This window comes from Bradyrhizobium sp. F1.13.3 (assembly GCF_040548265.1).
Lineage (GTDB): Bacteria > Pseudomonadota > Alphaproteobacteria > Rhizobiales > Xanthobacteraceae > Bradyrhizobium.
Genome location: NZ_JBEPRI010000001.1, coordinates 547,741 through 568,390 on the forward strand (window position 1 = coordinate 547,741; position 20,650 = coordinate 568,390).

At 64.5% G+C, this 20,650-nt stretch carries 19 protein-coding genes; 10 read left to right on the forward strand and 9 right to left on the reverse strand.

Annotation, left to right across the window (positions count from 1 at the left end; translation table 11 throughout):
- Positions 1-294 precede the first annotated feature (294 nt).
- Both ABIB66_RS02520 and ABIB66_RS02525 read left to right on the forward strand, forming a co-directional pair.
- A complete protein-coding gene (locus tag ABIB66_RS02520) occupies positions 295-810 on the forward strand; it encodes a YcgN family cysteine cluster protein (RefSeq protein WP_275167752.1) in 516 nt (171 codons plus the stop codon).
- Between the two features lie 155 nt (positions 811-965).
- Positions 966-2,546 (forward strand): MDR family MFS transporter, encoded by a 1,581-nt coding sequence (locus ABIB66_RS02525; RefSeq protein ID WP_354254080.1) that lies wholly within the window; start codon positions 966-968, stop codon positions 2,544-2,546.
- A 6-nt stretch (positions 2,547-2,552) separates the two neighbouring features.
- Here the strand turns inward: ABIB66_RS02525 and ABIB66_RS02530 are convergent, their stop codons facing one another.
- Both ABIB66_RS02530 and ABIB66_RS02535 read right to left on the reverse strand, forming a co-directional pair.
- A complete protein-coding gene (locus ABIB66_RS02530; protein WP_354206782.1) occupies positions 2,553-5,054 on the reverse strand; it encodes a GAF domain-containing sensor histidine kinase in 2,502 nt (833 codons plus the stop codon).
- Between the two features lie 114 nt (positions 5,055-5,168).
- Positions 5,169-6,893 carry a thiamine pyrophosphate-requiring protein gene (locus ABIB66_RS02535; protein ID WP_354254219.1) on the reverse strand — a complete coding sequence of 575 codons (1,725 nt, stop codon included), beginning with the start codon at positions 6,891-6,893 and terminating at the stop codon, positions 5,169-5,171.
- 350 nt (positions 6,894-7,243) lie between these two features.
- Between ABIB66_RS02535 and ABIB66_RS02540 the strand changes: the two genes are divergently transcribed.
- On the forward strand, positions 7,244-7,480 hold the full coding sequence (locus ABIB66_RS02540) for a hypothetical protein (protein WP_354206780.1): 237 nt from the start codon (positions 7,244-7,246) through the stop codon (positions 7,478-7,480).
- Positions 7,481-7,635: 155 nt separating this feature from the next.
- Positions 7,636-9,081: a hypothetical protein gene (locus ABIB66_RS02545; RefSeq protein WP_354254082.1), complete on the forward strand. Its 1,446-nt coding sequence runs from the start codon at positions 7,636-7,638 to the stop codon at positions 9,079-9,081.
- Position 9,082: 1 nt separating this feature from the next.
- On the opposite strand, the gene ABIB66_RS02550 is transcribed toward ABIB66_RS02545, so the two are convergent.
- The 7 genes from ABIB66_RS02550 to ku form a co-directional block, all read right to left on the reverse strand.
- Positions 9,083-9,766, reverse strand: a complete 684-nt coding sequence (locus tag ABIB66_RS02550) for a class I SAM-dependent methyltransferase (RefSeq protein WP_354206776.1) — start codon at positions 9,764-9,766, stop codon at positions 9,083-9,085.
- An 8-nt stretch (positions 9,767-9,774) separates the two neighbouring features.
- Entirely contained in the window at positions 9,775-10,770 is a 996-nt protein-coding gene (locus ABIB66_RS02555) for a glycosyltransferase family 2 protein (RefSeq protein ID WP_354206774.1), read from the reverse strand.
- A 175-nt stretch (positions 10,771-10,945) separates the two neighbouring features.
- Positions 10,946-12,508 carry a hypothetical protein gene (locus ABIB66_RS02560; RefSeq protein WP_354206772.1) on the reverse strand — a complete coding sequence of 521 codons (1,563 nt, stop codon included), beginning with the start codon at positions 12,506-12,508 and terminating at the stop codon, positions 10,946-10,948.
- Positions 12,509-12,689: 181 nt separating this feature from the next.
- Positions 12,690-12,854 carry a Flp family type IVb pilin gene (locus ABIB66_RS02565; RefSeq protein ID WP_275167744.1) on the reverse strand — a complete coding sequence of 55 codons (165 nt, stop codon included), beginning with the start codon at positions 12,852-12,854 and terminating at the stop codon, positions 12,690-12,692.
- Between the two features lie 190 nt (positions 12,855-13,044).
- Entirely contained in the window at positions 13,045-13,227 is a 183-nt protein-coding gene (locus ABIB66_RS02570; RefSeq protein WP_354206769.1) for a hypothetical protein, read from the reverse strand.
- A 172-nt stretch (positions 13,228-13,399) separates the two neighbouring features.
- Positions 13,400-13,636, reverse strand: a complete 237-nt coding sequence (locus ABIB66_RS02575; RefSeq protein ID WP_354206767.1) for a hypothetical protein — start codon at positions 13,634-13,636, stop codon at positions 13,400-13,402.
- 58 nt (positions 13,637-13,694) lie between these two features.
- The gene (gene ku / locus ABIB66_RS02580) at positions 13,695-14,678 is read right to left on the reverse strand and encodes a non-homologous end joining protein Ku (protein WP_354206765.1); all 984 of its coding nucleotides are present in this window, start codon (positions 14,676-14,678) and stop codon (positions 13,695-13,697) included.
- 234 nt (positions 14,679-14,912) lie between these two features.
- Between ku and ABIB66_RS02585 the strand changes: the two genes are divergently transcribed.
- The 6 genes from ABIB66_RS02585 to ccmI all read left to right on the forward strand — a co-directional run bounded on the left by ABIB66_RS02585 (position 14,913) and on the right by ccmI (position 20,645).
- Positions 14,913-15,068, forward strand: coding sequence for a hypothetical protein (locus ABIB66_RS02585; protein ID WP_007593402.1), 156 nt, complete (start codon positions 14,913-14,915; stop codon positions 15,066-15,068).
- Between the two features lie 230 nt (positions 15,069-15,298).
- Positions 15,299-15,970 (forward strand): response regulator transcription factor, encoded by a 672-nt coding sequence (locus ABIB66_RS02590; RefSeq protein WP_247349962.1) that lies wholly within the window; start codon positions 15,299-15,301, stop codon positions 15,968-15,970.
- A gap of 120 nt (positions 15,971-16,090) precedes the next feature.
- Positions 16,091-17,467 carry an ATP-binding protein gene (locus ABIB66_RS02595; protein ID WP_275167741.1) on the forward strand — a complete coding sequence of 459 codons (1,377 nt, stop codon included), beginning with the start codon at positions 16,091-16,093 and terminating at the stop codon, positions 17,465-17,467.
- 160 nt (positions 17,468-17,627) lie between these two features.
- Positions 17,628-19,028: a hypothetical protein gene (locus ABIB66_RS02600; protein ID WP_354206763.1), complete on the forward strand. Its 1,401-nt coding sequence runs from the start codon at positions 17,628-17,630 to the stop codon at positions 19,026-19,028.
- A 100-nt stretch (positions 19,029-19,128) separates the two neighbouring features.
- Positions 19,129-19,398, forward strand: coding sequence for a hypothetical protein (locus tag ABIB66_RS02605; RefSeq protein ID WP_354057503.1), 270 nt, complete (start codon positions 19,129-19,131; stop codon positions 19,396-19,398).
- Between the two features lie 131 nt (positions 19,399-19,529).
- On the forward strand, positions 19,530-20,645 hold the full coding sequence (gene ccmI / locus ABIB66_RS02610; RefSeq protein ID WP_354206761.1) for a c-type cytochrome biogenesis protein CcmI: 1,116 nt from the start codon (positions 19,530-19,532) through the stop codon (positions 20,643-20,645).
- The last annotated feature ends 5 nt before the right edge of the window (positions 20,646-20,650 follow it).

The following is a 20,650-nucleotide window of genomic DNA, read 5'->3' on the forward strand; positions in this document are numbered from 1 at the left end:
CTAGAACCCTTGCGGCTTGGTTCGAAAGCGTTCAAGCACCCGGCCGGGGCGGCATCGAGACGTCTTGCGGGAGTGTTGCGGCAAACCCAAGGCGCCCGGCCAGCGACGGTGGGGACTTGCTGTTCCTTCTAGCCGAGCAGGGCCTATAAACCAATGGTCACGCTTGCGATTTTGAACAACAGGCCTAATTGACCCCGGTTCACTACGGGCCTCACGCGGGCGTTGCTTGCAGCCCAGCGGCCGCACGCCCTAGATGGCACCAGCCGTAGCTCTTTCGAACTTTTGTTGAGGCGCATGACCGCAGCTCCCAAACGACCTTCAGGCCAGGAAGGATTCTTCTGGAAAACCAAGACGTTGGAAGAGATGTCGGGGCCCGAATGGGAGAGCCTGTGCGACGGCTGCGGCCGCTGCTGCCTGAACAAGCTCGAGGAAGAGGGCACCGGCGACATCTACTTCACCCATGTCGGCTGCAAGCTGCTCGATGGGGTGACCTGCGGCTGCAAGGACTATGCGAATCGTTCCGACAAGGTTCCGGACTGCGTCCGTCTGACCCCGGCCAATGTCCGCACCCTGAACTGGCTGCCGCCAAGCTGCGGCTACAAGCTCGTCGCGGAAGGGCGCGACCTCTATTGGTGGCATCCGCTGGTGTCAGGCGATCCCGACACGGTGCATGAGGCCGGCGTCTCCGTACGCGGACGGGTCGAAGGCAGCGAGGTGGAGATCCCGGACGAGGAGCTCGAGAACCACATCGTGCAATGGCCGGCGCAGCTGCCGAAACGGGCCCGCCTGAAGCGACGTCCGAAGGACTGATCCGCCGCACCAGCTAGATCACTTGTTCGGGATGACCGTCGGGTGGGATGCTCCCATGCGCCGCGGTGCCTGCCCGAGAAGAACTTTGCTGTCTACATTGGCTGCATAGAACGAATCCTTCGCGGCGTTGCGCCGCCTCATGGCCTCCGATCGAGATGAACAAGTTCGAGCGGCAGAACAGTTCTGCCGACACCCAGACATTGCCCGACGACATCGCCGAGGAATTGTCTCGCCTTCCGAGCGAGGTCTTGAGCGTCGATGACGCTCCCTCGCTCGCGCCGCCGGCGCCACTGTCGCAGGACGAGGTCCGCACCATCGTCATCAGCCTGATGCTGACGATGTTCCTGGCCGCACTGGACCAGACCATCGTCGCGACCGCGCTGCCGACCATCGGACGCCAGTTCCACGACGTCTCCAATCTCTCCTGGGTCATCACCGCCTATCTGCTCGCCTCGACCGCGGTCGCGCCGGTGTTCGGCACGCTCAGCGACATCTACGGCCGCCGTATGATGATCATCATCTCGCTCAGCCTGTTCGTCGCGGGTTCGGTGCTGTGCGCGATCGCGCCGAACCTGCCGATGCTGATTCTTGCACGCGGGCTCCAGGGGCTGGGTGGCGGCGGCATCATGCCTGTGGTGCAGACCGTGATCTCCGACGTCGTGAGCCCACGCGAGCGCGGCCAATATCAAGCCTATTTCTCCAGCGTCTGGATGGTCGGCGGCATTCTCGGCCCGGTCATCGGCGGCGTATTCGCAGAGCATCTGCACTGGTCGATGATCTTCTGGATCAATGTGCCGCTTGCAGCTGCTGCGATCGCGCTGCTGTTGCCCAGGATGAAGAAGATCCCGGTGTTCCACCGCAAGCGCAAGGTCGACTGGCTCGGCGGCGTGCTGCTGATGGCCTCCGCCGTCGTCTTCATGCTGGTGCTGACCTGGGGCGGCACGCGCTTCCCGTGGCTCTCGCCGACCGTGCTTGCGATGGTGGGCGGCGCAGTCGCACTCGCGGTCACCTTCGTGTGGCACGCGCGCCGCGCGGACGAGCCGTTCCTGCCGCTGCCGCTGCTCGGCGGATCGGTTGTGCCGTTCGGGCTTATGGCCGGCGGCTGCGCGCTCGGTGCGATCACGGGCCTCACGGTGCAACTGCCGCTCTATTACGAGGCGGTCTATCATCTCAGCGCCAGCGAAGCCGGCCTTGCGCTGATCCCGCTCGCGGCGGTCTCGACCGTCGGCGCAGCCGTCGCCGGTCGCACCATGGCGCGCGCCAAGCACTACAAGCGGGTCGCCATCGTCGGAACGTCCTGGGCTGCGCTGTGCGGCCTCGGCCTCACGTTGACGACGCTGCCGCTATGGGCGCTGCTGACGCTGATGGCTGCGTTTGCGCTTGGCCTCGGCACCACCTTTCCGGTCTGCGTGGTCTCGGTGCAGAATTCGGTCGCCCGTCCGCAGGTCGGCACCATCACCGGCGCGTTGAACTTCTTCCGCTCGCTGATGTCATCGTTCACGGTCGCGGCGTTCGCGGCCATCTTGCTTATTGCACTCGGCGCCGACGTTCCGCTCGCCGGCGAGCATTACGGCGCCGTCAATGCGATTCCCGCCGACGACATGCGGCATGCGTTCCGCTACGTCTTCGGCGCCGCCACCGCGCTGATGACCGGCGCCGCGCTCTGCCTGATCATGATGGAGGAGCGGCCGCTGGCCGGTCCCTCCACGACGCAACCCGTCGAGATGGCGGAGTAGGAACCGCTAGCCGCGGCCTCCATCCGGAAAGCTGCTGTTTCGCGGCAATCGAATCGTGAACTCGGTGAACTTGCCCGGCTCCGTCGCGACGTCGATGGTGCCGCCGTGCTGCTTCACCACGATGTCGTGGCTCATCGACAATCCGAGGCCGGTGCCTTCGCCGGCCGGCTTGGTGGTGAAGAACGGATCGAACATCTTTTCTTTCACTTCGTGCGGAATGCCGGCGCCGTTGTCGCGGATGCGGATCTCGATGCTGTCGCCCCGGTCGCGTGTTGCGGCGATCACCACCGGCTCGTAATCGGCGGCGCCGTCATCCGATTTGCGCTTGGCCACCGCGTGGAAGCCGTTCGAGATCAGGTTCAGCAGCACCCGGGTGATCTCCTGCGGAAACACTTCCGCTTGCCCGGCCGCCGGATCGAGCTCGCGCTTCAGCGTCACGTCGAACTGTGGCTTCTCGGCGCGGGCGCCGTGATAGGCAAGGTTGAGGCTCTCCTCGACCAGCGCGTTGATGTCGCTCAGCCGATGCTCGCCGCCGCCCTCGCGGGAATGCAGCAGCATGTTCTTGACGATGGAGTCGGCGCGCCTGCCGTGCTGCACGATTTTCGCGAGATTGTCCTTCAGGAGCCCGGTCAGCTCGTCGACTTCGCTGCGGACGTCGTCCGCGAGAGGGACAGGCGCGAGCGCCTGGTTCAGCTCGTCCGTGAGCTCGGCGGAGAGCGATGCAAAATTGTTGACGAAGTTGAGCGGGTTCTTGATCTCGTGCGCGATACCGGCCGTGAGCTGGCCGAGAGACGCCAGCTTCTCGGTCTGGACCAGCCGGTCCTGGGCAGCGCGCAAATCGTCGAGCGATTTGGCGAGGTCCCTGGTGCGATCCTGCACCTCGTTGAACAGGCGCGTGTTCTCGATGGCGATCACGGCCTGGTCGGCAAAGGTCTTGAGCAGCGCGATCGCCTTGTCCGGGAAAGGACCGGCCTCCGGCCGCGTCACGCCGATGGTGCCGATCGCGACGCCGTCGCGCAGCATCGGAATCACGAGGATGCTGCGATAGCCTCGCGTCCGCGCCAGCTCTCTCATGGCCTCCGTGAGGTCGGGCTCGTTCTGCATGTCGCTGCGGAATGCGAACTCTCCGCTCGTCGCCACCCGGCTGTGAATGCCGGATGCCGACAGCGGCGCCGGGAACGAGCTGAGCAGCTCTTCGTTGCCGGCTTCGTTGTCGGTGCTGAAGGCGGCCAGGTGCAGCAGACCGTCGACGACGCGCGTGACGGTGGAGGAATGTCCGCCGACCAGGGACTTGGCGCTGTCGGAGATCGCCTGGAACACCGGCGTCACATCCGCGGGCGAGGCCGCGATCACTTTGAGGATGTCGGCGGTCGCGGTCTGCCGTTCCAGCGCTTCCCTCGTGGTGTTGAACAGGCTGACATTCTTGATCGCGATCACCGCCTGGTCGGCGAAGGTCTGCAGCAGCCGCACATGATGCTCGCCGAACGCACCGGTCGCGCGCCGCGTGGCGATAATGACGCCGATGGCCTCGCCGTCGCTCATCAAGGGCGCGAACAGCATGCTGCGGTAGCCGCGGGCGCGCGCGATGTCGCGGGCTGCCGGTTCGACCTCGGTGTCGGGCAATTGCGCCGCCACACCACCGGCCACGAGCTGGTAGGGCGGGAACTGCGCGAATGGCACCGGGAACGAGGACTGCAGCACGCGATCGCCGGCCGGATCGGTCGGCGTGAACGCCGCAAGGTGCGCGGCGCCGCCGATGTAGCGCAACACCGCCGTAGAGAAGCCGCCGATCAGGCGGTTGGCGTTGGCGGCGATGGCATCGAATACCGGCTGCACGTCGGACGGGGAAGCGGCCATCACTTTCAGAATGTCGGCGGTGGCGGTCTGTCGTTCCAGCGTTTCGCGTGTCTCGTTGAACAACCGCGCATTCTCGATCGCGATCACCGCCTGGTCGGCAAAGGTCTGGAGCAGCTGGACGAGGTCGGCTGCGAACGCGCCGGGCTCGGCGCGCGTGACGCTGATCATGCCGACCGGCGCACCCCGATTCATCAGCGGCATGAACAGCACGCTGCGGAAGCCGCGCAGCCGCGCAAGGTTCCGGTTCAGCTCCGGGACCTCCGCGGCTTCGCTATCTGGAAACTGGATCGTCTCGCCGCCACGCACCAGCGCGAAGGTCGGAAAGTCGGCAATCTTGCGCGGGAACGACGCCTTGAGCCCTTCGTTCGCCTCGGGGCTGGTTGGTGTGAACGCCACGAGGTGGAGCTCGTCCTCGATGAACTGAAGCACGGTGGCGGAGAAGCCGCCGAGTAAGCGCCGGGAGCTGGACGCGATCGCCTCGAAGACCGGCCGGGCATCGGACGGAGAGGCCGCGATGGTGCGCAGAATCCCGGCACTGGCGCTCTGACGATCGCGCGCAGTCGCAAGCTCGCTTCGAAGCTGCGCGTTTTCGGCTGCTGCCGACTGCAACAGGCGCTCGAATTCCTCGATGTCGTCGGAAGGGGTGGTCATTCGCAATCCGGCTTGCTGCCGCCACATGCGCGGCACCAACGCGGATTATCACATCTCCTGCGGCCGGAGCCAGCGTCCGCGACAGCGAGTTTTGTGGCCAGAATCCGGCCAGTTTTACGTGCCCGGCCGCGACACCTCGGTCTCCTTGCTGGTGATGAACTCCAGCAGCACGGGAACGCCTTCCTGCGTCTTCTGGATGCCGCGCCTGATCGCGGGGATGATGTCCTCGGGTCTCGTCACCCGCTCGCCATAGCCGCCGAAGGCGCGTGCCATCGCGGCGTAGTCGCCGGAAATGTCGGTCGAGCGATATTTCTCGGTCGAGACCGGCATCACTTTCAATTCGATCGCCATCGAGAAATTGTTCAGCAGGATCGACATGATCGGAATGCGCTCGCGCACCGCGGTCTCGAAATCCATGCCGGTGAAGCCGATCGCCGCGTCGCCCCAGACATTGATGCAGAGCTTGTCGGGCTTTGCGAGTTTCGCGCCCATTGCGAGCCCAAGGCCGTAGCCGAGTTGCGTCGTCTTGCCCCAGCCGAGATAAGTGAGGGGCTCGACCGCCTTCCAGAACGGCGAGAGCTGGTCGCGCGGACTGCCTGCATCGTGGGTGATGATGGTGTTGCCGATGTCCACGGTATGTTGCAGGTCCCACAGCACCCGGTAGGGGCTCAAGGGCGCATCATTGCTGGTGAGCTTCGGCATCCATTTCGCCAGCCATACCTTGTGCGAGGCCGCGATCTCGGCTGCCACCGCCGATGTGTCGCGATCCGCGGTGACGGTCTTGCCGATCTCCTCCAGCAGCGCGTCGAGCACGAGCCCGGCATCGCCGACGAGGCCGATCCTGGCTTCCACATCCTTGTTGAGATGGTTCGGATCGAGCGTCGAGTGGATGATGGTTTTGTCTTTCGGCATCGCGATGCCGAAATTGGTCTCGGTGAAGGAGCAGCCAATGCCGAAAATGACGTCGGCGTCGGCCAGGAACTTCGGCACCGCGCGCGGCACCGCAAGGCCGCCGGAGCCAAGCGAGAGTGGATGCGTTTCCGGGAAGGACGATTTGCCCCCAAGGCTGGTGGTGACGGGAATGGCGAGCCGTTCGGCCAGCCGTTTCAATTGCGGCCAGGCCTGCGCGTAATGCACGCCCTGGCCGGCATAGATCACCGGGCGCTTGGCGTTGACGAGCAGGTGGGCCGCCTCCTTCACATGAACGGGGTCCGCGCCGTAGCGGGTGCGCAGCACAGGCGTGTAGTTCAGCGGCTCCGGTACATCTTCGTTCCACATGTCGGCGGGGATCTCGACGATGACAGGCCCGCCGCGGCCGTTTTTCAGCTTGGTGAAGGCGCGGCGAAAAATGTTGGCGACTTCCGCGGCGAGGATGATCGGTTCCGACGATTTCGAAAACGCCTTCATCGCCTCGCTGGAATTGAAGTTCGGCTCGATATGCGCAAGCCTGCGCTGATAGCCCATCGGCAGCACCAGCACGGGAACGGATTCGCCGTAGCATTGCGCGACGCCGCCCATCGCATTCTCCGCACCGGGGCCATGCTGCATGCAGAACGCGCCGATCGAGCGTCCCGATGTCACCCGCGAGATCGCATCCGCCATGTGGATGCCGACGCGCTCCTGCCGCACCATCACCGGCCGGATATCGGCCTTCGCCGCATGCTCGATCAGATGGTTGACCGGATAGCCGCAGAGGATCTCGATCCCCTCGCGCTTCATGATTTCCGCAATCGCGGTGCCGAGCTTCATGGCGTCTCTCTCCCTGGGGCAGGCCGGTTGGTCCGGCTGATTAGGGGAGAGAGGATCAGGAAATTGGCGTAGGGTAAAGCACAGCTCGATGCCCGCGGAGGTAGGTCAGCCATGCAGCAGGCTGCCGTAGCCCGGATGGAGCGCAACGCAATCCGGGGCCGTTCCACCGAAAAGACCAATGACGAATTTCGCTGCGCTCTATCCGCTACGACTGCTACTTGCAGCTTTGGCAGATCATCAGCTTGCGTTTCAACGCCTCGTCTTCTTGATCAATCAATTGCTCAGCGGCGCCTTTAGCACCCGAATCGGCTCTGGAGCCCTTCGCAGTGCGAGACCTCACCGGCGGGCCTAGCAGGCTCGAGGTGTCATTGCCGTCGCCGGCGCCTACGCTGAAGCCATCGTAGTCGACGGCCGGGTTCGGCGCCGATGGAAGCCCGCCGATGACCGGCGGCGAAGCCTCTCTGATGGATGCTGCCGGCGGAGGTCTGGAATTTTTAGCGCCCGCATGCGGCGGCGATGCATTGGGCGGAGAAAGCGAAACCGGCGGCGCGGCCGAAGTCTGTCCTCGCGCGCTGTCCTGCGACCAGCCGCCGACAAAGATGAGGCTGAAAGCCAAGAGCATCACGCTTCGCATCCGCATCCTTCAATCAGCTGTGGTTCGTCGTTTGACAGTGTGAAGAGTATCAGGACCCACATGGTCGTCAAAGCGCCGCAGTCCGGATTTTGCCGTCGGGAATATAGTTCATAAAGAGTGACCGGCCCGCCCGTACAGGGCCAGGCGCGGTGCGTGTCAAAGGAGAATTTAACGCTTGCGCCCTAACTTGCGCTCGCCATGAGTGACCAGGCCATCCAGAGCGAGGTTCAACCGTTTTCGGCGCGTGCGGCGCTCCCCTGGCTGGTGAGCCTTGGCGTCTATGTCATGCTGCTGATCCTTGGACCGCGGCTGCTCAATGATCCCGACAGCTATTCGCATATCGAGGTCGGGCGCTGGATCATCGCGCATGGCACGCTGCCGGCGAGCGACCCATTTTCCTTTTCGAGGTACGGCGCCCCCTGGATCACCTTCGAATGGCTCTCGGAGATCATCTACGCCGGCGCCTACGCGCTTGCCGGCTGGCAGGGCGTCCTCGTCGTCGCCGCCGCGGCAATAGCACTCGCCTTCGGCCTGTTCACGTTCTTCCTGCTGCGCGAGCTTTCGCCAATCCACACGCTGCTCATGGTGATCGCGGCCGTCATCCTGTTGGCGCCGCATATGCTGGCGCGGCCACACGTGCTGGTGCTGCCGTTGATGGTGACCTGGGCGGCTGCCCTGGTACGCTGCATGGATCGTGGTGGACCTCCGCCGTATTGGGCTCTTCCGCTGCTGGTCGTGTGGGCCAATCTGCACGGCAGTGTGGTGCTGGCGCTTGGACTGATCGGGCCGGCGGGGCTCGAGGCGCTGCTGCGCGAGAAGCGCAGCGAATGGCCACGCGTATTCCTGCGGTGGCTGCCATTCACCGCGCTTGCGGTCGTAGCGTCTTGCCTGACACCCTACGGGCCGGAACCGCTGCTGATGCCGCTGACCACACTCGGCCTGGGCCCCGCGCTCGGTTGGATTGCGGAATGGCGGCCGCAGGATTTCAGTCACATAGGCTTCTTCGAGTTGCTGCTGCTGGCCGCCATCTTCGCGCTCTCGCGTGGCGTGACGCTGCCGGTCGTGCGGACCCTGGTCGTGATCGGCTTGCTGCATTTCGCGCTGGCCCAGATCCGCAATGCGGATCTGCTGGCCATGCTGGCGCCGCTCTATCTGGCGGCTCCGCTGGGGCGGAAGTTCGGTGGACCGGTTGGGGAAGATGCCGCCGGCTCGTCGCGCGGCCTTAACCTAGTCGCGCTCGGTGTGTTGATCGTGGCGAGCGGGGCGACACTGGCCCGTGATATACGGCCGGCTCCAGCCATTACCCCTCAGGCTGCCATCGCTCAAGCCAAACTCGCCACGGCGGGACACGTGCTCAACGATTATTCCTTCGGCGGCTATTTGATCTTTGCCGGCATTCCCACCTTTATCGACGGTCGCGGTGAACTGTACGGCGGAGCGTTCATCAACCGCTACAATCGCGCCCTGGCGCTGGTCGATCTCGGCGACTTTCTCAAGTTGCTCGACGAATACAGCATCGCCGCGACGCTGCTTGCGCCAGGGACGCCGGCGATAGCGATGCTGGACCGGCTGCCCCAATGGCAGCGCGTCTACAGCGACGACGTGGCGGTCGTGCACAAGCGGCGGGACATGCCGCAAAGATAGATCAAGCGGTCCCGAAGGCGGCGTATTGGCCGCCGAGCGGCACGCCGCTCAGCGTGTGTTCGAGGCGCCGCGCCGGCTTGGTGTCCCAGGGCAGCAGCAGGAAATGGCGCGCACCGATCTCGCGCAGGCCGCCGGAAGCCATCAATTTTCGGGTTGTGCCGGCCCCGAGCAACACGGCGTCCCGGTCGAACTCACACCGCGCGACGGCAAGGCGCGTCAGCGGATTGTACGGATTGTGCTCGATGACGCAGACGAGTCCCCCGGGACGCGTCACGCGCCGCATCTCCGTGATGAATTGCGCCCATTCGGCTGGCACGACGTGGTGCATCACGCAGACGGCCGTGACCAGATCGAAGCTGGCATCGTCGAAAGGAAAGGTGCGGCCGTCAAACTCGCGGTAGTCGCCCCTGCCGTTGTCAGCGCGTGCCTGCGCCAGGCTGGCCGAAGAAACGTCGATACCGCTCAAGCGGCCGACCATGCCGTGCAGCAGGGGATGAAGGCTGCCGACGCCGCAGCCGACGTCCAGCATATCCGGCCTCTCCGTGTCGAGCCGCTGCGCGATCAGATTGCCCAGGAGATCGGCCTTGGCGCGCATGAAGAAATGATGCGGCAAGCCGGAAAAGTCGATCGAGGATTGGACCACGTCACGGTAGTTGTCGTGATAACCGTCGAAGAGTTCGGTCATGCGCTGGGTCACTGGTTGACGGCGTGGATCGCGGGTGCGGCCGCCGTCTCGTTGCGGTCGAAGCCGGCGCGGGTCTGCACGACGTAGAGCGGGCGACGTTTCACCTCGGCGTGGATGCGGCCGACGTAAAGCCCCACGATACCCGTCATCAGCATGTTCATTCCACACAGCAGGGACACGACGACCATCGTCGAGGACCAGCCGGTGACGAGATGACTATCGTTGCTGAGCCACAACAGGATCACCCAACCGCCGTAGAGCAGTGCGAGTCCCGAGACCGTCAATCCGCACCAGATTGCGAGCCGCAAGGGCAGATCGGAAAAGCCGAGCGCGGCGTTCATCGCGAGCCGCACCATCTTGAACAGCGGATACTTGGTCTCGCCCGCTGCACGCTCGAGGCGGTGGAAGGTGACCTCGGCCTGCCGGAAGCCGAGCCAGGCGATCATGCCGCGTACGAAGCGGTCCTGCTCCGGCATCTGCCGAAGCGCGTCGAGCACCTTGCGATCGATCAGGCGGAAGTCGCCGACATCGGCGGGGATGCCGACCGAGGACATTCTGCCGAGAAGTCGGTAGAAGAGATGAGCGGTCGCGCGCTTGAACCGGCTCTCGCCGTCGCGCGACAGTCGGCGGGCGTGGACGATGTCGTTGCCTTCCTTCCATTTTGCGATCAATTGCTCGATGACTTCGGGCGGATCCTGCAAGTCGGCATCCATGACGATGATCGCTTCACCTTCCGCGGCGTCCATGCCGGCGGTAATGGCGATCTGATGGCCGAAATTTCGCGACAGGCCGATATAGCGAAAGCGCGGGTCCCGCGTGGCGAGCGCCTGGAGCACGATCGAGCTGGAATCACTGCTGCCGTCGTCGACGAAGATTGCTTCTGCCGGCCCGTCGAGCCGGGACAAGACCAGGTCGAGCCTGCGCAGCAGCACCGGCAACACCGCTTCCTCGTTGAACACGGGGATGACGAGGCTGTAGCGGATCGACTGGAAATTGGCCGCCATGCGAGAGAGTCCAACTCGTTGCAGGAGCGGAAGTCTATGCCGGCGGTGGTTAAGGTCGCCTTGCCACAACCATTAAGGATATGGGTCACCGTGGCTGGCTTCCAATAAGCGGTGCGGGTGGTGACGCGCGATTAACCACGCTGGGCAGCCGCGGCTTTGGCCCAGGACTTGCGGTCTAGAACCTGCGGCGGATCTTGTAGAGAACAAATCGCTCCGAGGTGTCCAGCGCTTCCAGCAGATCCGGCAGCGGATTTGCGACCCGCGGCCCGAGGACGTAGAGATAGTCGTAATCCTGGTGCCAGGTGCGGACGAACGGCAGAACGCCAGCCGGCGGCCGGCTTGCCGCAATCGCGGTAAGCACGCCCAGCGGCACCGGCCCCCCGTAGGGAATGGCAAGACGGCGCACGTCTTCGCGGGGCCGCACGGGCTGCTTGCCCGCTTCCGTGAATAGATTGGGCACGAACGCGTTGGCATAGTGCACGGCGAGCGTAGGCGCATAATACATCGGATATGAGGTGAGGTCGGCGAAGGGCGGGTCTCCATTGTCGTCCGTGCTGGCGACGAGGATGCGCGAGCCGCGATCGATCTTGCGGAACGACTCGACGATGGCCGCATAGTCGGTGCGGTAAGGCAACCACACCGCGAGCACGACGGCGAGATTGATCAGTATGACGCCACTGATCGCGGCGAGCGCTGCCATTCTCCATGTCCGGCTGGGCAGCGTCAGCGAGCAGAAGGCCGGCAGGATCAGAGCCGCAGCGGGGATCACGCGAAGGTCGACGAACGAGGTTCCGAACAGCTTCGAGGGAATGACGACGTAGAGCAACGCGAAGCCGATCGCGAGCCAGATCCCGGCTGCTTCGAGCTTGAGGACGCCGCGTCTTGCGGTGAAAAACAGCGCGATCATCAACGCCAGCCCGGTCGCCGCCGCGACCGTCAGATTGTAACCGTTCATGATGCGCAGCGGCCAGATCGGCTTGAATTCGAGGAACCAGCTCGTTCCTTCGCTTCCGATCGATCCCGCGGTCATGCGCATGATCCCAAACAGGGCAAGCGCCGGTATGGCCAACGCGCCGAGCCGCGCGGCGGCGACACCGTACGATATTCGCCCATGGCGGATGCGTGAGAGCTCGTAGACCCCGAGCGTCGCGCCGTAGATGCCGAGGGAGAAGAAATGCGCCGCAAACAGCGCAGCGACGAACACCATGTTGACGACGAAACGCAGCGGCCATGGGCGTTCCGCAAGCATCAGATAGGCGGCGATGCCGCAGAGAGCGAGGCCCAGTCCGAACTCGAAATTCACGAAGCCCCAGCTGAACGGCAGACAGTAAAGGAAAGCGAGCGCCGCAAAGCCGGCGAGATGGACCCGTCCCTTCCGGGCCCATTCGAGCAAAAGCGCGCCCCCGACGATCAGCAATTGGCTCAGGAGCAGAAACAGCCGTGTGGCATTCTCGACGCTGATCAGCCGTGCCATCTGCGGGACCAGCAGATCCATTCCAAGGTTGGGATAGAATGCCCAGGCCACTTCGTAATGCGGATTGGCGTTGGGGGTGCCGTTCTGGCTCAGAATATACATCCGGGCGAGGTGATTGGGATAGTCGACCATCGCGGGGATAGGCGTCAGCAGCACCGGAAGAAACGACACGGCCGCCAGCACAGCAAGAACGGTGATCGCCACCGACCGGTCCGAGCCAAGACGAGCCCGGATTGTCGAGGTCGGCTTGTCGGAAGGAATCATGTCATCGGGCCGATGCAGTTTGAGCTTACGCTCTACGACGGCGCAGCCGCACGACACAACGCCATAATGCGAACTTCGCGAGAATCAAACAGGGGTCGCCGCCGCATCGGAAAGAGGAGCCCGTCACCCGGCGCGTTGCACGCGGACTCGTGCTGATGGGATTGCGGCCCGCCTATGCCGGCTACTTCACCGCCGCGCTGATCGAGTTGAATTTGCCGCTCAGGAGTGCGCTGCCCGTATTGTTCACGGCCGCGATGATCGCAAACGCGATCCCGGTGGCAATCAGACAATACTCGATGGCAGTGGCACCATTTTCATCGGCAAGAAATGACTTGAGCAAAGTCATCGTCAACTCCTGTTCATCCGTCCAACTTAGGCTGGTGCCGTTTTCGGAATGGTAAATTGATTCACTAATTTTCGTGGGCGCGTCAAAACGCAGGTGGATGGTCCTCACCTGCCGTTTGATATGGTGTCATCGATTGACTTAAGGTTTCGTCACCCAATTCGGACGCATTTGGCGATGTCGTCATCGCGTCTCAGGACGAGATCTGGCGTTCCGGCGCGGCCTTGCCGGGGCGTTTCAGCACTGCTGCCAGGCGTCCGACCAGATAGCTCATCGCCCACGGCTGCGCCCGCGCGGAGCGGCCGGCGGGGCTTTCTTCCTCGGCCGCGTCGTTGACGATGCCGATGTAGTTTTTTCTGGCGTCCTGCTGCTGCACGAGGCTGTGAATCCCGAGTCTAATCAGGGGCGAGCATGCTGGGCTGAGCGGGTACCGGCGGTTAATTTTGTCTTCCGTAGGATTACGTGCCGCCGCCGGCCGCAGGTGGACGCTGAAAGCGCGGGCTTGGCTTAACGGATTGTTGAGCCTGTTCTCGAGCGGGGCGCCGGGCTCACTTGCGCCGACCGTCCGCATTCAGCGCCCGTAACACCGCGATGCGGGCGAACATCATCCAGCCGCCGCCGGTCTCGGCTGCGTTGATCAGGGTTTCGATCGCGATCTGCCAGTGGCTCGCGTGCTGCGTATCCTCGGGCAGTCGCATGATGTGATCGGCAGCTTCTTGCAGCGTCCGCAGCTTGCGCCCGCCACTTAACGAAATGGGTTCGTCGAACGCGGTCGACCAGGGCATGTCAGGTCGGCCGATCGGCGAGGGGAGGCATCACGGCGCAGCCGCTGGTGCGATGCTGCTAGCCGGCCTTCTTCGCCCGCGCCTGCGCGCGCACCGGCTTGTCGGCCTTTTTGGGAGCGGCTTTCGCAGCAGCGTCCTTGCCGCCCTTGCCGGCAATCGGCAGCAGCATCTCGCGCTGGCCTTCGACGCGCTTCTTCGGCTTCTTGCCCTTGACCGTGTCCTTGGTCGCATCCCTGGCCACCTTCGCCGCGGGGCCTGCGTCCTTCTCGTTCGCGATGCTCTTCTTCAGCGCGTCCATGAGGTTGATGACGTTGCCGCCGGTCTTGGGCGCGGCTTTCGCGGTGATGGGCGCGCCGCTGCGCTTCTTGTTGATGAGGTCGATCAGCGCGGTCTCGTAATGGTCCTCGAACAGCTCGGGCTCGAACGCGCCGGACTTCTTCTCGACGATGTGCTTTGCAAGGTCGAGCATGTCCTTGGTCAGCTTCACGTCCTGGATGTCGTCAAAATAGTCCTTCTCGCCGCGCACCTCATAGGGGTAGCGCAGCAGCGTCCCCATCAGGCCGCTCCCGAGCGACTCCAGGGCGATGATGTGCTCGCGGTTGGTCAGCACCACGCGGCCGATCGCGACCTTGTCCATGCTCCGGATCGTCTCGCGGATCACCGCAAAGGCGTCGTGGCCGACCTTGCCATCGGGCACGAGATAATAGGGGCGGATCAGATAGCGGCTGTCGATGTCGGTCTTCGGTACGAACTCATCGATCTCGATCGTGTGGGTGGACTCCAGCGCGATGTCGTCGAGCTCGTCCTTGGTGACCTCGATATAGGTGTCGGTGTCGACCTTGTAGCCCTTGACGATGTCCTCCGAGGTCACCTCGTCACCGGTCTCGGCGTCGACCTTGAGGTACTTGATCCGGTGCCCGGTCTTGCGGTTGATCTGGTTGAACGAGACCTTCTCGGTATCCGAAGTGGCCGGATAGAGCGCGACCGGGCAGGTCACGAGCGACAAACGCAGAAAACCCTTCCAATTGGCGCGGGGGGCCATGGGCTACTCCAAACGCAACGGGGACAGAACACGAAGATACCATCGGGGAACAACGAATCATAGCAAGGCGGTTCGCTGAATCTTGCAACTGCGTTAACCGGCCGCCCGGCGCGCGGTTGCAGCCTGATCCGGCCGCAAAGGCCGGAACATCATATCGGATCATGCGTTGCCACGGGACATTCCGCCGCGAGGAGTCGCGGCCATCCGACGCGACGCCCAGAAATTGAGGTCACCATGGCAACCACGCGAGACCAACGTCAGATCGTGGAAACTCCAACCGAGGCGCGCCAGGGCGAGCCCGGGCCGTCGGTGGCGGCGCTGCTCGCCATATCCACCGGGCTCGCGATCCTGATCCTCGCCGTCATCTGGTTCGTGTTCTTCCGGACCTGATCGGCAGATCGACCGGACGGTTCGCACCTTCCGACTCGCCGCGTAACGCGGCACATTGCGCCCGCCATGCCGCCGGTTCGTCCGATGGCCTGGCGGGCGCAGTGCGTTGACCGCGAACAGGTCGGATATGACCAAAAAGTAACGCGGCCGGTTCCCCGTGTTCATATTCAGTTCACGCCGGAATTGCTCATCTGTGCGGGTGTTCATGCGGCCTAATCCTGGAGAGAAGCGTGCGCCTGCTCGTCGTTGAGGACGACCCCGATCTCAATCGCCAGCTTACCAAGGCGCTGACCGACGCCGGATATGTCGTCGATCGCGCCTTCGACGGGGAGGAGGGGCATTATCTCGGTGACAACGAGCCCTACGACGCCGTGGTGCTCGACATCGGCCTGCCGAAGAAGGACGGCATCTCGGTGCTGGAAGCCTGGCGGCGCAACGGCCGCACCATGCCGGTGCTGATCCTCACCGCGCGCGACCGCTGGAGCGACAAGGTCCAGGGCTTCGATGCCGGCGCCGACGATTATGTCGCAAAGCCGTTCCACCTGGAGGAGGTGCTGGCGCGCATCCGCGCGCTGCTGCGCCGCTCCACCGGCCATGCCCAGAGCGAGCTGAGCTGCGGCCCCGTCACGCTCGACACCAGGACCGGACGGGTCAGCGTATCAGGCAATCCCATCAAGATGACCTCGCACGAATATCGGCTTCTGGCCTACCTGATGCACCATTCGGGCCGCGTCGTGTCCCGCACCGAGCTGGTCGAGCATCTCTACGACCAGGACTTCGATCGCGACTCCAACACCATCGAGGTCTTCGTCGGCCGCATCCGCAAGAAGCTCGACGTCGACATCATCCAGACCGTCCGTGGCCTCGGCTATCTCCTGACCCCGCCGGCCCCTGGCGCTTGAAGCGCGGTGTCTCGAACTTCTTGTCTGGACGTATCTTGGCTTGACGGGCGGCCCGGCAGAGGCCTTGTTCGGGTAATGAGTTCCGACGCCATGTCACCCCGCGCCTCCGGGATCATTCCGATGCCCGCCAGCTCGCTCGCGAACCGCCTGTTCCTGTCGGCGACCGCGTGGCTCGTGGTGATCTTGGCCATCACCGGCGTGGTGCTGTCGTCGGTCTACAAGAACGCCACCGAGCGCGCCTTCGACCGCCGGCTCAATCTCTATCTTCGCACGCTGATCGCCGAGGTCGCCACCCCCGACGAGCCGCCGGATCGCCAGTTCCAGTCGCTCGGCGAGCCTCTGTTCGAGCTGCCGTTGTCCGGCTGGTACTGGCAGATCACGCGGACCGACACCGAAAAGCCGGAGGTGCGGTCCTCGCGCTCGCTTTGGGACAAGAAGCTGCCGAAGCTGGAAGAGCAGGGCACCGAGCTCACCGCCGCCGGCATCCGGATCGCTTATGTCGACGGTCCCGAGGGACAGAACCTGCGGATGGTGGAGCGGCCGGTCGATCTCGGCGCGGACGGCAAATTTCTCGTCAGTGTCGCCGGCGACGACACCGAGATTTTCGACGAGACGCGCAGTTTCGATTACTACCTCGGCGGCACCTTCACCGCACTCGGCATCGTGCTGCTGCTGACCACCGTGTTCCAGGTCCGCTTCGGTCTCGCGCCGCTCAAGCGCATCTCCGAATCCATCGCCGACATCCGGTCCGGGCGCGCGGAGCGACTCGAGGGCGAGTTCCCGGTCGAGATCGCGCCGCTGGCGCGCGAGACCAACGCGCTGATCGACGCCAATCGCGAGATCGTCGAGCGCGCACGCACCCACGTCGGCAATCTCGCCCACGCCATCAAGACGCCGCTCTCGGTCATCGTGAACGAGGCCGGCGCGCATGCCACCGATCCGTTCGCGGCAAAGGTGATGGAGCAGGCCGACGTGATGCGCGACCAGGTCGCCCATCATCTCGAGCGCGCGCGCATCGCGGCGCGGGTCTCGGTCGTCGCGACGGTGACGGAGGTGGCACCGGCCATCGAGGCACTGCGGCGGACCATGGAGAAGATTCACCGCGGCCGCGGCATCGTGGTCGAAGCCGAGGCCGATCCGTCGGCGAAATTTCGCGGCGAGCGGCAGGATCTGGAGGAGATGGTCGGCAATCTCGTCGACAACGCCTGCAAATGGGCGGCCTCGCGGGTCTTCATCGAAGTTCTGGTGGAAGCGCCCCATCAGACGAGCGCCGCTCCGCGGCTGCATATCGTCGTTGACGACGACGGCCGCGGTCTGTCGGAGGCCGAGCGCGCGCAGGTCTCACGGCGCGGCCAGCGGCTCGACGAGTCCAAGCCCGGATCGGGGCTTGGGCTGTCGATCGTGACCGAGCTCGCTGCGCTCTACGGCGGCAGCCTCTCACTTGGCCGCGCGCCGAGCGGGGGGCTGCGGGCGGAGCTGGTCCTCCCCGGAATATAATGCCTTGTTCCGACATGACTATTTGGCCTGCGGCACGTCGATCCCGACGAAACCAGGGGTATTCGGAGCGACTTCCTAAACGGCTTCTTAAGTGGGGCCCATCTATGATCGGGCAGGACGGATCCCACGTCCGCCATTTTACCGTTCATTACCCGGGCGCATGAGCCAGACATCGATCGAGCGGCTGAGGGAATATCTCGCGCAGCTCCCGCCGCAGGCGCAGGCACTGCTGATGCGGGAGTTCGAGCGTGCGCTCGAGCGCGGCCAGGACACGGCCGTGGCAACCCTCGTGCTCGACCAGCTGCGCAAGATCGTCCGCAAGACGGAAGCCGACGCGGCCCCACCGCCGCGTACGGACGATCTGTCGCGGCTACTGTTCCAGGTGCTGGAACCATTCCTGGTCGAAGCGGGCGCCCCGATCCGGGCCGGGCAGATCCGCCGCTCTTCGCTGGCTCCGATCTGGCAATGGCTCGGCCGCGACGGTGCTCCGGCCAAGCTGAGCGACTTCGAGGCGGCGCTAGCGCGCATGCCGGCCGACAGTGCCGGGCAGGTCGAAGCGCTGGCCTCGAAGCTCCAGGCGGTCGCCGCGGATGCCATCTTCGAGCTGACGGGGCCGGGCGGGGGTGACAAATCGCGTGCGCTCGCCCGCGTCGGTCCGCCCAACGTGGTCGAGGATCTCTATTCGACCGGGGCGGTGCTCGCGGTCCGCGACGCCATCGCCACCTTGAACGAGAAGCTGCCGCGCTCTTTGCGCGCCTTCAGCGATGCCCAGATCGCCTCGGTGACTGCCGCGCTCAACATTCCCGTCCTCCAGACGCCGCAGATGCTGCCCTTCGCGCTCTCCATCGTCATGCAGCGGATGACCGCGCCATGGCAGATCATCCGCCTCGCCATCAGGATTGCCGCGTCCGACGACGAGATCCGTGTCGCGGCAACGCCCTATGGCGTCGCCGTCACGATGGCGCTGCATGATCTGTCCTGCGTGGCCGCCATCCTGCGCATGGACATCAAGCGCGGCCATTTCGACAATGTCGCCGGCAATCTCAAGACGCTGCACGACGGCGTCCGTGGCCTGCGTACCGAGCTCGACCTGCGCAACGATTCCGCCTGGGGCAAGCAGTTGACCTCGATCCGGGCCGACATCTCCAACGCGCTGCAATCCGAGATCGACAGTGTGCCCGGCCGCGTCCGCCGCATCCTGCGCCAGCGCGCCGAGAAGGACATTCCGCCGGGCGCGCGGATCGACAGCACCGAGGTCGAGGAAGCCGTGGCGCTGATCGATTTCGTCGCGACCTGTCGCAATTATGCGAGCGAGCTTGCGATTAACGAGGTGACGCTGCGCACTTATTCCGACCTCCAGCAATATGTCGAGCGTTCGACCGAGCAGCTGGTGCAGTCGCTGCGTGGCGCCGATCACAAGGTCCGCACCTATCGGCAGCAGCAGGTGCAGGCCGCGATCCGCTTCTGCCAGGTGCTGTTCGGCGATGATTATGCCTCGCTGATGAGCCGCGCCGCGGAGAACGCGGCCACGGGCGAGCGCAAATCGTCGCGCGCGAGCTGATCCAGGCGCATATTTTTGTGATCACAATTTCAGGTTGACGGTGTCGGTGGCCGGCCCTACGGTCGCCGTGCAAGTTCTTGATATTTCTATCTGTGGGCGCATGAAATCCGTTATCAGTTCCATCGAAATCGAGAATCGCGTCGTCGTTGCCAAATATCAAAGGCTGATGGTCGGCGCGAAGGTGGTGCTGGTCGAGAAGGCAAGCGGTCGGCAGTTTCCTGAGACCGTCACCAGGGTAGCATCGCCCGTTCCCGTCGGGGCGTTGCGCATCAGATTGCCCGATGCAATCGAGCCGGGAACATACTTCCTGAAGGCCTTCAACGGGCATGGCGAGGACGCCGCTCAAAGTGCGGACTTCGAGATCGGCTAAGCCGTTGGATTTTCACCATTTCGGGACTTTGCGCGGTCGCGCCGAATTGACAATTGTCAATTGCCGCATCATCCGGCCGTGGTGTAAAGCCACCTGTGGGCGCGGCTTGCGCGCCGCCGGAAGCTTGCCAGATGACGCTATGGTTCGTGTTCGCGCTGATGACGGTCGCGGCGATCTTCGCCGTGCTTTTGCCGCTCGGCCGTAGCGGACGCGCGCAAAATCAGGGCAGCGAGGTCGCGGTCTACAAGGACCAACTCGCCGAGATCGAGCGTGATCTTGCCGCAGGGCTGATCGCAGCGCCCGAAGCCGAGGCCGCGCGCGTCGAGGTCAGCCGCAGGTTGCTCGCCGCGGCCGGCAGCGAGCAAGCAATGGCACCGAAATCCAGCGTCAAATGGCGCCGCGCGGCGGCCGTGCTGGCGCTTGCCGGCCTGCCGCTGGTTGCGATTGGTGTCTATGTGCCGCTCGGCTCGCCCAGGCTTCAGGACTTTCCGCTGGCGCAGCGGGAGCGCGGATCCGGGTCCGGCATGGCGCAGTCGCTCGAGAATCTGGTCGTGCAGGTCGAGCAACATCTGGAAAAGAATCCAACCGACGGACGCGGCTGGAACGTGATCGCGCCCGTGCTGGAACGGCTTGGTCGCTTCGACGACGCGGTGCGCGCCTATCGCAACTCGCTCGCCTATAATGGCGAGAGCGCGGAGCGCCGGTCCGATCTCGGCGAAGCGATGTCGGCCGCCGCCGGCGGCGTCGTGACCGCCGAAGCCAAGGCCGAGTTCGAGCGCGCGCACGCGCTCAGCGCCGACGACCCCAAGGCGAATTATTTTCTCGGCCTCGCCGCCGAGCAGGACGGCCGCAAGGACGATGCCGCCAATATCTGGCGCGCGCTGCTGGCGAAAGCGCCGGCGGATGCGCCGTGGCGCCCTCTGGTGCAGACCTCGCTCGCGCGGGTCGGCGGCGGTGGCGCTACGATGCCGGCGCTGTCGGATGAGACCCTCGCAGCTTCCAAGGACATGAAAGAGGGCGATCGCAACGCGATGGTTCGCGGCATGGTCGAGCGGCTCGCCACGCGCCTCAAGCAGAACGGCGACGACGTCGAGGGTTGGCTGCGCCTGGTGCGCGCCTATCTCGTGATGGGGGATCGCGACAAGGCGCTGGGGGCATCGACCGATGCCCGCCAGGCGGTTGCCAATGATGCAGCGCGGTTGCGCCAGCTCGATGAAGGCCTCAAGACACTCGGGCTCGACGGATGACGATG

What these genes read in the sequence shown, in the direction of transcription:
- ABIB66_RS02585 (WP_007593402.1), top strand. Translation starts at nt 14,913, where the DNA reads ATGGCAACCACGCGAGACCAACGTCAGATCGTGGAAACTCCAACCGAG.
- ABIB66_RS02555 (WP_354206774.1), bottom strand. Translation starts at nt 10,770, where the DNA reads ATGGCGGCCAATTTCCAGTCGATCCGCTACAGCCTCGTCATCCCCGTG.
- ABIB66_RS02595 (WP_275167741.1), top strand. Translation starts at nt 16,091, where the DNA reads ATGCCCGCCAGCTCGCTCGCGAACCGCCTGTTCCTGTCGGCGACCGCG.
- ABIB66_RS02520 (WP_275167752.1), top strand. Translation starts at nt 295, where the DNA reads ATGACCGCAGCTCCCAAACGACCTTCAGGCCAGGAAGGATTCTTCTGG.
- ABIB66_RS02530 (WP_354206782.1), bottom strand. Translation starts at nt 5,054, where the DNA reads ATGACCACCCCTTCCGACGACATCGAGGAATTCGAGCGCCTGTTGCAG.
- ABIB66_RS02575 (WP_354206767.1), bottom strand. Translation starts at nt 13,636, where the DNA reads ATGCCCTGGTCGACCGCGTTCGACGAACCCATTTCGTTAAGTGGCGGG.
- ccmI (WP_354206761.1), top strand. Translation starts at nt 19,530, where the DNA reads ATGACGCTATGGTTCGTGTTCGCGCTGATGACGGTCGCGGCGATCTTC.
- ABIB66_RS02540 (WP_354206780.1), top strand. Translation starts at nt 7,244, where the DNA reads ATGACCGGCGGCGAAGCCTCTCTGATGGATGCTGCCGGCGGAGGTCTG.
- ABIB66_RS02605 (WP_354057503.1), top strand. Translation starts at nt 19,129, where the DNA reads ATGAAATCCGTTATCAGTTCCATCGAAATCGAGAATCGCGTCGTCGTT.
- ABIB66_RS02560 (WP_354206772.1), bottom strand. Translation starts at nt 12,508, where the DNA reads ATGATTCCTTCCGACAAGCCGACCTCGACAATCCGGGCTCGTCTTGGC.
- ABIB66_RS02525 (WP_354254080.1), top strand. Translation starts at nt 966, where the DNA reads ATGAACAAGTTCGAGCGGCAGAACAGTTCTGCCGACACCCAGACATTG.
- ku (WP_354206765.1), bottom strand. Translation starts at nt 14,678, where the DNA reads ATGGCCCCCCGCGCCAATTGGAAGGGTTTTCTGCGTTTGTCGCTCGTG.
- ABIB66_RS02550 (WP_354206776.1), bottom strand. Translation starts at nt 9,766, where the DNA reads ATGACCGAACTCTTCGACGGTTATCACGACAACTACCGTGACGTGGTC.
- ABIB66_RS02565 (WP_275167744.1), bottom strand. Translation starts at nt 12,854, where the DNA reads ATGACTTTGCTCAAGTCATTTCTTGCCGATGAAAATGGTGCCACTGCC.
- ABIB66_RS02600 (WP_354206763.1), top strand. Translation starts at nt 17,628, where the DNA reads ATGAGCCAGACATCGATCGAGCGGCTGAGGGAATATCTCGCGCAGCTC.
- ABIB66_RS02545 (WP_354254082.1), top strand. Translation starts at nt 7,636, where the DNA reads ATGAGTGACCAGGCCATCCAGAGCGAGGTTCAACCGTTTTCGGCGCGT.